13 protein-coding genes and 1 pseudogene are annotated in these 15,048 nt (G+C 41.1%); 10 read left to right on the forward strand and 4 right to left on the reverse strand.

From position 1 onward, the window contains the following. Positions 1–83: 83 nt before the first annotated feature. The 3 genes and pseudogenes from HWQ42_RS17490 to HWQ42_RS17500 form a co-directional block, all read left to right on the forward strand. A pseudogene (locus HWQ42_RS17490) lies at positions 84–845 on the forward strand (Rpn family recombination-promoting nuclease/putative transposase); the annotation flags it as partial. Between the two features lie 180 nt (positions 846–1,025). Continuing rightward, positions 1,026–2,081 carry a tRNA dihydrouridine synthase DusB gene (gene dusB, locus HWQ42_RS17495; RefSeq protein ID WP_292814382.1) on the forward strand — a complete coding sequence of 352 codons (1,056 nt, stop codon included), beginning with the start codon at positions 1,026–1,028 and terminating at the stop codon, positions 2,079–2,081. 149 nt (positions 2,082–2,230) lie between these two features. Further along, positions 2,231–2,785 (forward strand): Uma2 family endonuclease, encoded by a 555-nt coding sequence (locus HWQ42_RS17500; RefSeq protein WP_292814385.1) that lies wholly within the window; start codon positions 2,231–2,233, stop codon positions 2,783–2,785. Positions 2,786–3,267: 482 nt separating this feature from the next. Here the strand turns inward: HWQ42_RS17500 and ald are convergent, their stop codons facing one another. Beyond that, entirely contained in the window at positions 3,268–4,359 is a 1,092-nt protein-coding gene (gene ald / locus HWQ42_RS17505) for an alanine dehydrogenase (protein ID WP_292814388.1), read from the reverse strand. Positions 4,360–4,786: 427 nt separating this feature from the next. On the opposite strand from ald, the gene HWQ42_RS17510 reads away from it, so the two are divergent. The 6 genes from HWQ42_RS17510 to HWQ42_RS17535 all read left to right on the forward strand — a co-directional run bounded on the left by HWQ42_RS17510 (position 4,787) and on the right by HWQ42_RS17535 (position 11,323). After that, positions 4,787–4,957 carry a hypothetical protein gene (locus HWQ42_RS17510; protein WP_099099534.1) on the forward strand — a complete coding sequence of 57 codons (171 nt, stop codon included), beginning with the start codon at positions 4,787–4,789 and terminating at the stop codon, positions 4,955–4,957. Positions 4,958–5,319: 362 nt separating this feature from the next. Then, a complete protein-coding gene (locus tag HWQ42_RS17515) occupies positions 5,320–5,613 on the forward strand; it encodes a hypothetical protein (RefSeq protein ID WP_292741317.1) in 294 nt (97 codons plus the stop codon). Positions 5,614–5,690: 77 nt separating this feature from the next. Further along, positions 5,691–6,761 (forward strand): WD40 repeat domain-containing protein, encoded by a 1,071-nt coding sequence (locus HWQ42_RS17520; protein WP_292814390.1) that lies wholly within the window; start codon positions 5,691–5,693, stop codon positions 6,759–6,761. A 1,059-nt stretch (positions 6,762–7,820) separates the two neighbouring features. Then, positions 7,821–8,873, forward strand: a complete 1,053-nt coding sequence (locus tag HWQ42_RS17525; protein WP_292814393.1) for a permease — start codon at positions 7,821–7,823, stop codon at positions 8,871–8,873. Between the two features lie 92 nt (positions 8,874–8,965). Then, positions 8,966–9,739: a TIGR03943 family protein gene (locus tag HWQ42_RS17530; RefSeq protein WP_292814396.1), complete on the forward strand. Its 774-nt coding sequence runs from the start codon at positions 8,966–8,968 to the stop codon at positions 9,737–9,739. An 87-nt stretch (positions 9,740–9,826) separates the two neighbouring features. Next, positions 9,827–11,323 (forward strand): Ig-like domain-containing protein, encoded by a 1,497-nt coding sequence (locus HWQ42_RS17535; protein WP_292814399.1) that lies wholly within the window; start codon positions 9,827–9,829, stop codon positions 11,321–11,323. Positions 11,324–11,404: 81 nt separating this feature from the next. Here HWQ42_RS17535 and HWQ42_RS17540 read toward each other — a convergent pair whose 3' ends face one another. Continuing rightward, on the reverse strand, positions 11,405–11,962 hold the full coding sequence (locus HWQ42_RS17540) for an ATP-binding protein (protein WP_334812042.1): 558 nt from the start codon (positions 11,960–11,962) through the stop codon (positions 11,405–11,407). A 130-nt stretch (positions 11,963–12,092) separates the two neighbouring features. Between HWQ42_RS17540 and HWQ42_RS17545 the strand changes: the two genes are divergently transcribed. Next, complete coding sequence (locus tag HWQ42_RS17545) at positions 12,093–12,881, forward strand: response regulator (protein WP_292814402.1); 789 nt, start codon at positions 12,093–12,095, stop codon at positions 12,879–12,881. 35 nt (positions 12,882–12,916) lie between these two features. Here the strand turns inward: HWQ42_RS17545 and HWQ42_RS17550 are convergent, their stop codons facing one another. Then, entirely contained in the window at positions 12,917–13,708 is a 792-nt protein-coding gene (locus HWQ42_RS17550) for a sulfite exporter TauE/SafE family protein (RefSeq protein WP_292814405.1), read from the reverse strand. Positions 13,709–13,744: 36 nt separating this feature from the next. Continuing rightward, positions 13,745–15,031 carry a sulfite oxidase gene (locus HWQ42_RS17555; protein WP_292814408.1) on the reverse strand — a complete coding sequence of 429 codons (1,287 nt, stop codon included), beginning with the start codon at positions 15,029–15,031 and terminating at the stop codon, positions 13,745–13,747. Between the last annotated feature and the right edge of the window lie 17 nt (positions 15,032–15,048).

Consider the following 15,048-nt stretch of genomic DNA (forward strand, 5'->3'; position numbering starts at 1 on the left):
GGCTGCCGTCGGCAGCCCCTTCATCCCCCCTTTAAAATGATTATCATTACTGTTGGTGGAATAGTTTATTTTCTGGAAGTCCCTTAATTGGCAATCCACCCCAAACGGCAGAGACTTATCAATTCTCCTCAATTGAAATCAAGCAAACTGCATTCCGTATAGATGGTGTTTTTCTCCCAACACAAGCAGAAGAAAATCCGATTTATTTTGTTGAAGTCCAGTTTCAAACCGATACCGAAATTTATTCACGCCTATTTTCAGAAATTTCTTTATACTTACGCCAAAATAAACCGAAAAATTCTTGGCAAGCAGTAGTTATCTATCCCAATCGCAGTTTGGATACAGCAGATATCAAGAATTACAGCGAATTTTTTGCTAGCCAGCGCATCAGTCGCATTTATCTTAATGAATTAGGTAAAACTGCATCATTGCCAGTTGGAATTGCTACGATGAAATTAGTGGTCGATGAAGAGGAGACAGCAATTATAGCTGCTAGACAGTTAATAGACAGAACCCAGCAAGAAATCAACATCGAACCACAACGGCGGCAGTTACTAGAATTGATAGAGACAATATTAGTTTATAAGTTTCCGACGATGAGTCGAGAGGAGATTGAAGGTATGTTTGGTTTAAGTGATTTGAAACAAACACGAGTTTATCAAGAAGGTAAGCAAGAAGGCAAGCAGGAAGGCAAGCAAGAAGGAGCGCGTGAAGAAAAGTTTAGAATGATACCTTTATTGTTGAGATTGGGATTGAGTTTTGAAGAAACTGCGAAAGAGTTAGGTTTGAGCCTAGAAGAGATTCAGCAAGAAATGCAAAAACAGTCTCCAAGTCAGGATATGTAACCTACAATTACAGCAGAATTCTGAATTCAGAAATCAGAAGTCAGAAGTAAAACAGGCTTTATACCTGGCTTTGAGACTTAGCTTGCGTACCTCAATAACTTAAAATTCGCTGTATCCTTTATCACGGATTTATCTACATATTCTTACTATTTCCCATTCCCATAATTTTTAATTTTTTCTATGATTTCGCTCTCTCCTATTCTTCAAGCTAGACTCTCCCAACCCTTAAAGATTGGCTCCTTTGAGGTAAAAAGTCGGGTTCTCCAGTCGCCTCTATCTGGAGTGACAGATATGGTGTTTCGCCGTCTTGTGCGTCGCTATGCACCAGATTCAATGATGTATACCGAAATGGTGAATGCTACGGGGTTACATTATGTCAAGCAGTTACCCAAAATCATGGAGGTAGACCCCAACGAACGCCCAATTAGCGTTCAACTATTTGATTGCCGTCCAGATTTCCTAGCAGAAGCAGCAATAAAAGCAGTTGCCGAAGGTGCTGATACTGTTGATATTAATATGGGTTGTCCGGTTAATAAAATCACTAAAAATGGTGGTGGTTCTTCGTTATTGCGGCAGCCAGAAGTAGCAGAAGCAATTGTGCGAGAAGTGGTAAAAGCTGTTGATGTACCTGTGACAGTAAAAACCCGTATTGGCTGGAATGATAACGAAATTACTATTCTCGACTTTGCCAAGCGGATGGAAGATGCCGGGGCGGAAATGATCACAGTACACGGACGCACCCGCGCCCAAGGGTACAACGGTAATGCCCGTTGGGAATGGATTACCCGTGTAAAAGAAGTGCTTTCTATCCCAGTGATTGGGAATGGAGATATTTTTTCCGTTGAAGCGGCAGTTAAATGTTTAGAACAAACTGGCGCTGATGGGGTTATGTGTTCCCGTGGGACTTTGGGTTATCCGTTTTTGGTGGGAGAAATCGATCATTTCCTGAAAACAGGGGAGATATTACCATCACCAACCCCAATTCAGCGTTTGGAATGTGCAAGAGATCATTTACAAGCCTTGTGGGAATATAAAGGCGATCGCGGTGTACGTCAAGCCCGTAAGCACATGACTTGGTATGCTAAGGGTTTCGTTGGAGCTGCCGAACTTCGAGGACAGCTAAGTTTAGTTGAAAAAGTAGATCAGGGTTTGGCAATGATTGACCAAGCAATTGAAAAATTAGCTAATGGTTATGAACTAGAAGAAGAAGTAGAAGGTAGTTTGGTAATGCTTTAAAAATTTGATTTTAACCTAGCTTGGGCTGATATTGCTGGTTGCAAAAAGTGATGCGATCGCTTCAATAACACTATTTCAATTAGGGTTTAAATCTCCTGATGTAACTCTTTTGAATTTTGAATGTTTAACTAGCCAAATGGAGGCTCACAATGTTAGTTTCCAAACACAATGATGTTGTAACCATCCCCGAAATCCTCTCATTAGAAGACTTCATGGCAAATCCTCCAGAGGGGATGGAGTGGGTAGACGAGCAATTAGTAGAAAAAACAGGGATGACATTAAAACATAGTGAAATTCAATTTAATATTGGTTTTTACTGGAGAAGTTATATTAATTCCAATCAACAAGGTGGGAAAGTTTACACTGAAGTGCCTTGTCGTACATATAAACAGGGTCGTCGTCCTGATGTAGCTTATCTAACGCCTGAGTTGGTAACTGAATTTGGTAATGTTCCCACTTTGCCACAGAGTTTCCCGTTGATTGCTGAGATAGTTTCACCCACCGATTTAGCTGAAGAATTATTTCTCAAAGCACAGGAGTATTTGCAGTCCGGTTGTGAGGAAGTTTGGCTAGTATTTCCTGAAAGTCGGTTAGTTTTTATAATGACTGATAATCAGGTTTTGGGGTTTAAAGCTGGTGATGTGGTTAGTACTCAAAAAGTATTACTCGGTTTTAGTGTAGCTGTAGACGAATTGTTGGGTTGAAAAAGCGATCCATCTAATAGGAATTTCGGTTAATTGCAATCGCCAACACCGACAACAGAAAAACCATTACAGCCGTTTCAATCCCTAATAGGGATTTTAGTTGATTGCAATCCCCAACATTTAGTTGTAGGCGATGTTCACAAGAGTTTCAATCCCTAATAGGGATTTTAGTTGATTGCAATTCTGGCGTCTGAAAGCGCTGCTGTATTTGGTTTTCAATGTTCGGTTGCGCGAATGAGTGAATCATAACACAGGAAATAGTCATAGCACAAGATGCAAATCGCTGAAAGCCAGTCCCCATAAGGTGCGCGGATGGTTGGAAAGTATCATTGCCCTCAAAGTCTTGTATAGATGGAGATGCAAGCATTTTTCGCTCCTTATCATTTTGTACATCTACCCATCCGCGCATTTGGGAAGAAAATTAGTCTGATTGGCGATCGCTACCACCATTAAAATAAGCGATCGCCTAATCCTTGCACATCTTAATTTACCAAATCAGGGAACACCTCTTGCACAGCAGGATGCACTAAGCGATGGTTCTGTACGTTTACACCCTTAGCTAATGCTGGGTTAACCTCCAGTGCCATAATTCCAAAATTCGCTAACTGCACAACATAAGGTAATGTACTATTATTGAGTGCCTGAGTTGCTGTCCAAGGTACTGCTCCTGGCATATTGGGAACGCCATAATGCACCACACCCTCTTCAATGTATACGGGATTTGTGTGAGATGTCGGGTGTAAGGTTTCTATGCAACCGCCTTGGTCAACAGCTACATCAACTATTACTGAACCAGGACGCATTTGTTTGACCAATTCGCGAGATACTAGTATTGGCGCTCTACGTCCCAGTACTAAAACTGCACCGATGAGCAAATCGGCTTCTTTGACTGCGGCTTCAATATGAGCAGAGTTGCTGTAAAGCAATTCGACTCTAGAGCCAAAGAGGGTTTCTAAGTAAGATAAGCGCTCGACACTCACATCTAAAATCTGCACGATCGCACCCATGCCTACGGCAATTTTAGCTGCTTCTGTGCCGACAACGCCCCCACCTAAAATTACTACTTTACCTGGTTTAACTCCAGGGACACCGCCCAAAAGTACACCTCTCCCACCTTGCTGACGTTCTAAGAATCTCGCCCCAAATTGTACTGCTAGCCGACCGGCAATTACGCTCATGGGGGTGAGCAAGGGTAGTCTGTTAGCACCAGGTTGTTCTACGGTTTCGTAAGCGATCGCACAAGTGCCACAATCAATTAAATGCTCTGTCAATTTGCGATCGGCTGCTAAGTGTAAATAAGTAAATAATATCTGCCATTTTTGCAAAAATTTATACTCGGATTTCAGCGGCTCTTTGACTTTAACAACCAATTCTCGATTCCAAGCCTTTTCTGATGTGGGGACAATCTCGGCTCCAGCACTTTTGTAGTCGTCATCTGAGAATCCAGCACCATTACCTGCTTGCGTCTCGACGAAGATGCTATGACCATTTTCTCGCAGCACCCGCACGCTAGAAGGACTTAAGCCTACCCGAAATTCTTGATCCTTATTTTCCTTGGGAACGCCGATTTCCATATATCGCCTCTGATAATTTTTTTGTTTAACTGTAGCCTTCCAATCTCAAGCTTCCTACTTCCGTCTTGCTAGTTCCGTATTAGAGATAGCTGGATTAGAGATACCTACTCTCTGTTCTAACTTTCTTAATTCAATCTGAGTAGCCCAAACTCTTACCCTTGACTATTACCCCAGTATTTATACAATATATAAAGAATAGTAACAATTTATTAAAAGAGCGATTGTATAGCTTCCTACTAGGAAGCTCTTGCTGAATTTATCAATTCATCTTGGCATTCAAGCATTGCAATCAGCTCATAAGCTACTAAGTGTACGGTAAAAGAACGAGTTTATTCCTTTAACTTTTACCGCTTATCCCCACTTTCCACGACTTCTATCAGAAGTCTCATCTCAAGTCCGGTTTGCCAAAAATAAGGTTTCTTAAAAGATGACACAAACACAACCAACAATTACACCTAAACTAGAAGAGCCTAAATTTGGCTTTAACGAATACGCCGAACGCTTGAATGGCCGAGCTGCAATGATTGGCTTTGGTTTGATGCTGGTGATTGAATATGTCACCAATCAAGGGGTGCTATCATGGCTGGGTCTGAAGTAGTGCGAACAAGCACAATCTTAAAGTTGTAAGCTAGTAATTAAAAGAGTTTCAACCAGCTGGAACAACCAGTTGGTTTTGACTTCAATAATTAATAGCGGAGTACTTCGCCCTAGATAGATTAATTAGACTTATTCATAAATAACTACCCTAGAATGTAAACAAGAGAGGAATCGAAATAGCTATTAGTGATTGAAATATCATAGACTTGCAACTAATATGTGCAAGGCGATTAATGAGTAAATTTCCTCCCCCTACTACAAAAATCATAAATTAGTGTCTGCCTGGAATGAGAAAGGCAAATTACGGGTGAGGTATTCTTGGTAAATATACACAAAAGGTGAACTGGAACCAACCAAGCTGTGATGAATGCTGTATTACCTCGTTTTTTGAAGTTAACCTATCGAAAAGAGCCACTAATCAGTGTATTTATAACGATGGGTGTTATGGATGCCCTGATTGGCGGATTGAATGATAGCTGGTCGTTGTTTGCTTTTGGTTTGGGAACGGCAGGGATAGCGCTAGGCTTTAAGTTGTGGCGTTTTCAGCAGCGTCGTCCTTTACCAGAGGAGCCTGTAGTGCAACATTATTTGCCCTCTCGTTCTTCTAGTGCGCCTTTACCAATGTTAAGCGTTTCTAAGAAAAAACCACCTCTTTAGGATGTGCAGAGTTATTACTGAAATAACTCTGCAAAATTCATTGGGTTTAACTGTATCTATAAAAGTGAGGAAAAAGAGTGAGTAGTGAGGGAAGAGGTGGCGGTAATTTTCTGCGGCCGTATATTGTCCTGGCATTTATGGCAGCTGTTGCCCTTCCAGTGATTACCTGGCAAGGGTTTTATATTCATCAAGCTCATGCTGCCATTGAAGAAGTAACGCCAAACTTCCCATCTACCAGCAGCTTTGCTAATGCTCAACTACTTTACACACTCATCGGACATAACGGAACCATTAAATCCCTCGCTTTCAGTCCAGATAGCAGAATGCTTGTGAGTGGAGGTGCAGAAAACGAGGGTGTCATTCGCTTGTGGAATTTAGCAAACGGCAAAAAATTAGCGACTATTAACAAAGCACACAAAGCAGCCGTAGAATCTTTAGTGATTTCGCCAGATGGACAAACCCTCGCTAGCTGTAGTGATGACAATACGATTAACCTCTGGAGCCTGAAAAATTTAAAATTTAGCCGCTCTTTTGTCGGACATACCAGTAACGTATTATCTTTAGCGGTGTCTCCTGATAGTAAAGTTCTCGTCAGTGGAGCTTTGGATGGGATTCGTCTCTGGGATTTGCTACAGCAGCGTCCTCTAGGAACTATAGTACGCTTTGATAATTTGATTTATACTCTAGCTATTAGTCCTGATGGACAGACCTTAGCTAGTGGTGATAATAAGGGTGTAATCAAGCTGTGGAATTTGAGTACTGGTAAATTAATCAGTGAACTGGTAGCTCATTCTGATGTTGTTAGCGCTGTCATCTTTACACCAGATGGACAAACATTAGTCAGTGCTAGCCACGATCGCACCATAAAATTGTGGAATATTAATACTGGAGAATTAGTCCGCACCCTTACAGGACATAATAACTGGGTAAATGCGATCGCCCTTAATCCCGATGGTCAAACCCTTGCTAGTGCCGGTAGAGATGGAATTAAATTGTGGGATTTAACTACAGGCGAGTTAATAAATACACTGAGTGGACATACAGACTGGGTAAGTGCGATCGCTTTTAGTCCAAATGGTAAAATTCTTGCCAGTGGTGGATTCGATCAAAAAATCAAGATTTGGGGTATTCCAACAAAACGTAATTAACAGCGATCAAACAAAATAATCGTGAAAGAGTAGACTATATCCCCGACTTCTTAAAACAAGTCGGGGATATCATTTTGACACTCCTTTCAAGGCTGAGTGACTTGCCATAACTCATACCATTTTGGATTTTAGATTTTAGATTGTGAAACATCTATTGGATAGGTGTTTCAGTTTTCCATCTGTCGCAATCATTTTTCAAATTGGTATTAGGCTACCGCTAAGGGACTTCCAGTTAAAAAAAAATATCCCGTCGTAGGGGTGCAAGTCCTTCATTGGTGTCAACTTAACGTGAAGGCTCTATAATCTACCTGATATTAAGTCCGCTCGCTTACCATCACTATCCGCGTCACCCCACCCCGGTTTTGTCTAAAGCCAAAACCGCCCCTCCCCTTGCCAAGGGGAGGGGTTGGGGTGGGGTAAATCGTATGTGGGGCAAGCATTTGAGCTTAAGTTGACACGTATGAAGGCCTTTCGCCCCTACAAATCTATAAATAATTTGGGATAATTTATTTTTTGCAAGTCCCTAAGCCGAAAGCTTTCCCCAATCATTTCCCGTATCTGCTAAACTTTGGTCTTGCCTTTTTAGAGTTTTTGTAGTAAAAAATCAACCAAAGCTCAGATCAAATTTTACTATAACTACTCAAAATCAATGATGGTAGCAACCAACAGCGATGTCTACGACGGGCTACACCTAGCCCAAATATTGAAGAACTGTGAATACTTGATGAAAATACAGCCGGACTAATATCTTATCCAACAAATTACTGTAAGTATAAACATAGGTAATTTTAAATCATCTGTGCAGTTACTTGCCCTCTAAATCGGAACAATTTTTGAACTTAGACAATCTTAGAAATGGTCATTGTCAGTAAATGCACTCAGTGAAAAGTCGCGAACTCGTGTGAAGCCAAGGTTTGTAGCGCTTAACCGTTATTTTGAAGGTAGGATAACTTGCTACTTAAATGATGTTTAATTTTCCCGAACTGATTTTGATCCCCATTTCGATAGAATGACTAGGCAGAACCCTAAAACTAAAAACCGCTTTTGACTGCGACGCTCATGAATCAACTGAACAATGGTTTTACGCTATTTTTAAGTCTGCTAGTCGAGGCGATGCCTTTTTTGCTTCTTGGGGTTTTATTCTCCAGTTTGCTGCTGTTTTTTGTTGATGAGCGCAAACTAGTAGAAAAAATGCCCAAAAATCCGCTGTTGGGTGCTTTAGTTGGCAGCATGATCGGCTTTTTGTTTCCGGTGTGTGAGTGCGGGAATGTACCGGTAGCGCGGCGATTCCTGATTCAAGGAGTACCCACACCAGTCGCAATTGGTTTTTTGCTAGCAGCACCAACAATTAACCCAGTTGTAATTTGGGCCACTTGGACAGCATTTCGAGATCAGCCAGAAATAGTAGTCTTACGAGTCGTATTTTCCCTAACAATTGCCACAATTATCGGATTTGTTTTCAGTTTTCAAAAGGACTTAAATCCCATAGTCCAACCTGCGATCGCTCGTTATATGAAGTTTAATCCAGCCGCGCAGCCTGAAACCAAACGCCGTGGTAAGCCTTACCAAGGACAACAGGAAGAAACAGTACCGCATCTGTTGCAATCCGGGACTTATATCTTAGGAGGAAAAGCAGGTATACCTCTACGGATAGATCCTAATTTAGTATTGCCTACCTCAGTCTCTACTGCTGATAAACCGCTAGCAGCTAAACTGCGCCTAGTTGTGGATAATAGCATCCAAGAATTGCGGGAATTGGGCGGAGTGATGATTTTAGGAAGTGCGATCGCTGCTGCTATTCAAGTCCTAGCTCCCCGTGAATTAATTCTCAGTTTGGGTGCTGGACCCATTACCTCAATTGTGGTCATGCTGATATTAGCTGTAATAGTATCAATTTGTTCTACAGTTGATTCTTTCTTCGCCCTATCTTTTGCCTCAACCTTTAGCAGCGGTTCATTGCTAGCATTTCTGGTGTTTGGGCCAATGATTGACATCAAAAGTGTTGGTTTGATGTTATCTATTTTTAAACCCAAGACTATTTTTTACTTATTTGCTTTAGCAGCACAATTGACATTTGTCTTCACTCTTTTCCTGAACTTGCACGTCTTTTAAGAAAATATTTGTCATTAGTCATCTGTCCTTTGTCCTTTCTTTAATGACCAATGACCAATGACTAATGACTAATGACTCATGACTAATGACTAATGACTAACGAAAATCCCAAATCTAAAATCCCAAATCTGTTACTCCCTTGGCTGGATGCTCTAGCAATTACGGCTTGGGGCATTTTGATGTTGAAATATTGGCTAACTAATAAGTTGAATCTGTTGATTCACCCAAATTACTTTTGGTTAGTGATTGTGACTGGTATCAGCTTCATCATTATTGGTTTGTTCAAGATGCAGGAACTTTGGCAACGGCCTCGCCGTGATGTGACGCCAAACACCCAGCATATTAGTTTATTTCCCCCTGGTTGGGGCAGTGGTTTATTGTTGACTACAGCAATTCTAGGTTTTATCGTTACACCACAAGTTTTTGCTAGTGACAAAGCACTCCAAAGGGGGGTGACGACTGATTTATTGGGAAGCACACGTGTCAAGCCCCAAGCTTTTCGCGCTACTGTTCGTCCAGAGGAGCGATCGCTTGTAGACTGGGTACGCACCGTCAATGTCTATCCTGAACCAGACACATATACAGGACAAAAAGTCAAGGTGCAGGGATTTGTCATTCACCCGCCCGATATAGGAAAAGAATATTTGTTTTTAGCACGATTTGTCTTAAGTTGTTGTGCAGCAGATGCTTACCCTGTGGGATTGCCCGTCAAGCTACAAAATAATCAAGAGCTTTACTCTGCTGATACATGGCTAGAAGTAGAAGGACAAATGGTGACAGAAAATTTGGCAGGTAAACGCCAACTTACCATTGCCGCTACCTCTCTCAAAAAGATTCCTCAACCCCAGAATCCTTATAGTTATTAGTCGTTTGTCATTTGTCCTTTGTCATTAGTCATTTGTAGATAACTAACGACCAATGCCCCATGCCCAATGCCCAATGCCCCATAACCAATGACTAAATCTAAAGCATTCCAACCACTGGATCGTATTGCGATCGCACTAATGCTACTGCTGAGTGTGCTGATTGGGTTAATCATCTTGCAAGGTGATGTGGTAACTGCTCGTGTTCGGGAATTTACTTGGCAAAATCAACAAATTGGGGCAGAAGATAATTCCTTCACCCTCACCTTCAGCCGCCCAATGGAAACAAAAAGCGTCGAGGATAACTTGAAAATCGAGCCGCCCCTAGCAGGTAAGTTCAGTTGGGCTGGGCGGCGGATGGTTTATACACTAGTGACACCAGCACCTTATGGCACAAATTATAAAGTGCAGTTACAAGGAGCTAAAGATAAATTTGCGGAACAAGAGGGCAAAAATAGGCTGATACAGCCCTTTACAGGTAGTTTCCGTACACGCGATCGCGTTATCCTTTATATCGGAACCGACAAAGAAGAACAGGGACGATTAGTTCTTTACAACTTAACCCAAGAGCAAAAAAGGGTACTTACTCCTAAAGACCTGATAGTAATCGACTTTGAGTCATTTCCTGATGGAGAGAAAATTTTATTTTCTGCTCGCGCCGCAAACAATCAAGACCTACTTTCAGCCCAACTGTATACAGTGACAACAGGCGTTTCTGCTAAATCTGGACAAAAGGCAGAACCAGAAGGCAAAGTTGACCTGACTTTAGATAGTAAAGATTATCAAAACCTGAAATTTGACTTATCACCTGATGGGCAAACTATTGTCATCCAGCGGGGAAATAAAACTAATCCTGGCGACTTTGGACTATGGTTTATGCCAGCAACCAGTGATGGTTCAGCAGAAAAGCCCACCCCCAAACGTCTAAAAAGCCAGCCGGGAGGAGACTTTATGGTGACACCAGATAGTAAAGCCGTAGCGGTTGCTCAAGGACAGGGAGCAGCGATTTTACCACTGCAAGGTGATGCCAGTAAACCTTTGGATTTTCTGCCGCAGTTTGGTTTGGTACAAGCTTTTTCCAAAGATGGCTCTCAAGCAGCAATGGTAAAGTTTAATACAGATTACACGCGGGATTTATTTTTGGTGACAAACCAAGGTATACAGAAACAGCTATTAAAAACAACAGGTTCAATTCTCAGTTGCCAATTTGACATCGCCTCACCTACCCTCTACTGCTTGCTAACACAGCTAGTATCCAAGGAACAATACATAGAGCAGCCTTATGTGGTGGCAATTGATTTGAAAACTGGGCAACAGAAACCATTGTTAGTACTGCCTCCTGCTCAACGGAATGTGCAAATGAGTTTATCGGCCGACGGTTTGGGCTTGTTATTTGACCAAGTAGTACCGCAGACAAATCCCCCAGCATCATTACCGACAAACACTTTGAAAACTGATGATGGAGATGTTATTGGTACCAGTAGCCTGTGGTTAATGCCTCTGTTGCCCATTGCTGATGCTGCAACTGTTGAAATTAGACCAGAACAACTCCCCTTAGCCGGATTTCATCCCCGATGGCTACCTTGAGAGAATAAATTTGTAATGACGCTCAATGACTTGCTAATGTAATTCGTATGGGAGTAGTAGCAAATGACAGGCTTGCTGCTCCTACCCATTTTTAGCTTTCACAGGAATCTTAATCACAAATTCTGTTCCTTGCCCTAGAGCAGAAATACAGCCAATTTGTCCCCCATGTTTTTCGACTATAATCTGATAACTGATGGATAAACCTAAAGCCGTACCTTTACCCACGGGTTTAGTAGTAAAAAAAGGGTCAAATAATCTTGCACGCACTTTTTCATTCATCCCAGAGGCATTATCGGCAATGCTTATTGCTACCCACTTTCGATCAATTACCTCAGTGCGAATGCGAATTGTTGGTAATAGGTAATTAGATTTTTCTATTTGACTATTACCTATAAACCTTGTTTTATTACTATCTTGTAATGCATCAATGGCATTAACAAGCATATTCATAAAAACCTGATTAGGTTGAGCCGGATAGTATTCTACTAAAGGCAATTGACTATATTCTTTAATAACTTGAATTTCTGGATATTTATCTCTAGCTTGTAACTGGTGTTCTAAAAGAATTAAAGTACTATCAATGTAGAATCTGTCAGCACCACAGATGATTCGCAGTAAGAAGTAAGGATGATGCGGCAATCCTTAGAAAGAACATAACACTAATTTGGGTTATACCAGTACTACTTGTAAAAATTTGGACAGTTTACAAGGAAAGTAGTGCATGAAAGTTCGTAAAATAATATTCGATATGTAACAAGCCAATAGTTTTATGGAAAATTTTATAACAAACATTAATCGGATTCTTATTGTAGAAGATGAATTTATCCTTGCAATGAACTTAAAAGAAAATTTAGAGTGTCTTGGATACACTGTTGTAGATATTGTAGATTCGGGAGAAACAGCAATTGAGAAAGCAACCGAGTTTCGCCCAGATTTAGTTTTAATGGATATTAAACTGGCGGGCGAAATGGATGGCATTCAAGCGGCGAGAGAAATTTGGACTTGTCTCCAAATACCTTTTGTTTATGTTACAGCATACTCCGATCAAAGTACTGTAGAAAGGGCAACATTAACATTCACTTTTGGTTACATTTTAAAACCTGTTAGTCAGGAAGACCTATATGTTGCTATTCAAACAGCACTCAATATTATTAAACATAAACAAGCAGAAGTAATATTATGCAAAGCGTATGAAGAATTAAAAATGAAGGTTAAAGACTATACTACAAAGCTTGCTTTTGTTAATGATGAATTAAAGCTAGAAGTTACAAAATTCCATCAAATGAAGTCAGAAATATCCACAGATGAGGAGTTAATATCTACCAATAGAAAGCCTACTTCTTCATTAACATCACGCCAGCTTGAAATCCTTAAATTTATTGCAGAAGGACTTTCCACAAAAGAGATTGCAGAGCTATTAAACATCAGTACTAAAACAGTCGAATCACATCGATTACAATTAATGAAAAGACTTAACATTTATGATGTTGTCGGTCTAGTACGCTATGCAGTTAATGTAAAATTAGTAAATTTTGATAGCAAAAATTATGCAGATTAGCTCAATATAGCAGTCGCTCACGGGAAAAATCGCAATTATAAATTAGTAATTATTTGTTGATAATTTGTCCAAGCTTCCCAAAAAATATAGATTGATAGTATTCCTAAGAACATACGAAGCACTAAACTAACGGTATTATCTGGTAATTTTGGCAATGTGCGAGTACTCATCTGAACGCCTAAAAGACCGCCACATCCCAAAACTATACCTTGAACAAACAGAATATTTCCCTCTAATGTGTGTCCTGTGCAGGCAGCTAAACCAGTGATGACAATTACGCCCAAACTAGTTTGAATTGCTACTTTAATTTCTTCTCCCAGTAATAACATTTGCAGCGGCACCATAATCGTACCACCACCTAAGCCGAATAAACCTGCTAAAATTCCTGCTGCGCCCCCAGTGCCAATTTTAGAAACTAATGGGTTGAATATTGGGGCTATATCCTCTTTTTCCTGGAAGGACAGTTGCTTGCGAAGCTCAATCAGATAGATATTAGCAAGTAGTATGATGCCAAATGTAAATAGTATTATATAAGATGGAATTTTATTGGCAAAATATACACCTATTCCAGTAGTTAAAAAAGCTGGGATTCCTAAATAAATTACTCGTTTAAAGTCAAAGTAACCCATCCACCAATTTTGCAAACTTCCAGAGATTGAAGTAATCACAATAGCAAGGCTACTAGTAGCGATCGCCTGAACGGGAGTATAACCTAGTGTGACTAAAAGAGGAATTGTGATAATACCGCCACCTATTCCTAAAAGTCCAGCTATGACTCCAGATATTAAACCCCCACTCACTAAAATCAACCAACTAAAATCAATCATAAATAATTCTTTTTCTAGATAACTGACTTGGTGTGATTAACCTTGTACTGTCACTGGATGGCTAACAACACCTCCGTAAAGCAATCCAGAGTCATTCCACGGAACTGTAGTCGGTTGTGTATTACCTAAATTGTCAGTAGCACGAGCCTGGAGAAAATATTCCCCAGGAAGCGGGTTCCATTCAATGTCCCAGCGTACCCACGCAAATGGAAAATTTGGTTCTCTCAGTCGTGCAAATTGCCAAGTTTTGCCGCCATCTAGACTTATTTCTACACGGATAATTTTTCCTTTCCCAGACCAAGAACGTCCACGTAGTAAGTGGGTTTTAGCCGAAAGCGTAGCTGGCCAAGCCAACTCAAAAGCGCTCTTAACATTTTGGTAGGTAATCAGCTTACCTTTATATGGTGCGATCGCTGGGTAATCTGCACCAACTAGCACCATTTGCTCCGTTACCCACTGCGTATATATCGGTGTTTCAGAAACCTCAATTCGCTCAATCCATTTAACGTTGGCGTTTCCTCCCCAACCAGGGAATAAGATACGGCACGGCTGACCATGATCTGGAGGTAATGGTTCTCCGTTCATTGCGTAGACGACAAGCGAGTTATCTGCTAATGCTTTGCTAATTGGAACTACACTGCTGAACTTGGATTTATTTGTCTTCTTTGAGTCCAACGAATCCACATCTGCACCCTCAACGAGTACATCTTTTGCTGTGGATTTCAATCCAGCTCGTTCTAATAACATAGCAAGTGGTACACCAGTCCACTCAGCCACACCAATAGCCCCAAGTCTCCAAGGTGTTCCAGGGAGTGGTGTGTTGTAAGCTTCTTCAAAGAAGCGCCGACCATTAGCAGCACACTCAATAGCGCAAGTGACTGAGATGGATGGCATGGCGATGATTTGATCGTAGGTAAATTCGCAAGGTGCAGAAACGCCAGTTCCATGAATTTGCAAACGCCATGTAGATGGGTCAAAGGTCGGTGGTGCGCTGCGGTTGTGAACATAGAACCAATCATTTGGTACTAAATAGCCACGCCCATACATAGCTTCCCAGTTCATCTCTAATGTGCCTTTGCTGTGAGAGATGTACCCTGGTGGCAATGGCTTAAGTATTTTGCTGCCTTTAGTTTTAATAGCTGTCTGACTGTGAGCAGGCGCAGGTTTAGCTAACTCCGCGATGGCTGTGGCGCCAACCATAGTAGCTAGTATTTTCAGAAAGCGCTGCCGCGAAATACCCGCATCTGTACTTTTTTGCCAAATGCACTGTTCAACCCGTGCTTGTAAATAATCCTCCTGGTCAAAGAGGTTTTCATCGCTCAAGCTATTACCCCCTTGTA

This window comes from Nostoc sp. JL23, from assembly GCF_017115065.1.
Classification (GTDB): Bacteria; Cyanobacteriota; Cyanobacteriia; order Cyanobacteriales; family Nostocaceae; genus Nostoc; species Nostoc punctiforme_A.

Bases quoted from the DNA above. Each gene is read 5' to 3' on its own strand.
- dusB (WP_292814382.1), top strand. From the start codon at position 1,026: ATGATTTCGCTCTCTCCTATTCTTCAAGCTAGACTCTCCCAACCCTTA.
- HWQ42_RS17500 (WP_292814385.1), top strand. From the start codon at position 2,231: ATGTTAGTTTCCAAACACAATGATGTTGTAACCATCCCCGAAATCCTC.
- ald (WP_292814388.1), bottom strand. From the start codon at position 4,359: ATGGAAATCGGCGTTCCCAAGGAAAATAAGGATCAAGAATTTCGGGTA.
- HWQ42_RS17510 (WP_099099534.1), top strand. From the start codon at position 4,787: ATGACACAAACACAACCAACAATTACACCTAAACTAGAAGAGCCTAAA.
- HWQ42_RS17515 (WP_292741317.1), top strand. From the start codon at position 5,320: ATGAATGCTGTATTACCTCGTTTTTTGAAGTTAACCTATCGAAAAGAG.
- HWQ42_RS17525 (WP_292814393.1), top strand. From the start codon at position 7,821: ATGAATCAACTGAACAATGGTTTTACGCTATTTTTAAGTCTGCTAGTC.
- HWQ42_RS17530 (WP_292814396.1), top strand. From the start codon at position 8,966: ATGACTAACGAAAATCCCAAATCTAAAATCCCAAATCTGTTACTCCCT.
- HWQ42_RS17535 (WP_292814399.1), top strand. From the start codon at position 9,827: ATGACTAAATCTAAAGCATTCCAACCACTGGATCGTATTGCGATCGCA.
- HWQ42_RS17545 (WP_292814402.1), top strand. From the start codon at position 12,093: ATGGAAAATTTTATAACAAACATTAATCGGATTCTTATTGTAGAAGAT.
- HWQ42_RS17550 (WP_292814405.1), bottom strand. From the start codon at position 13,708: ATGATTGATTTTAGTTGGTTGATTTTAGTGAGTGGGGGTTTAATATCT.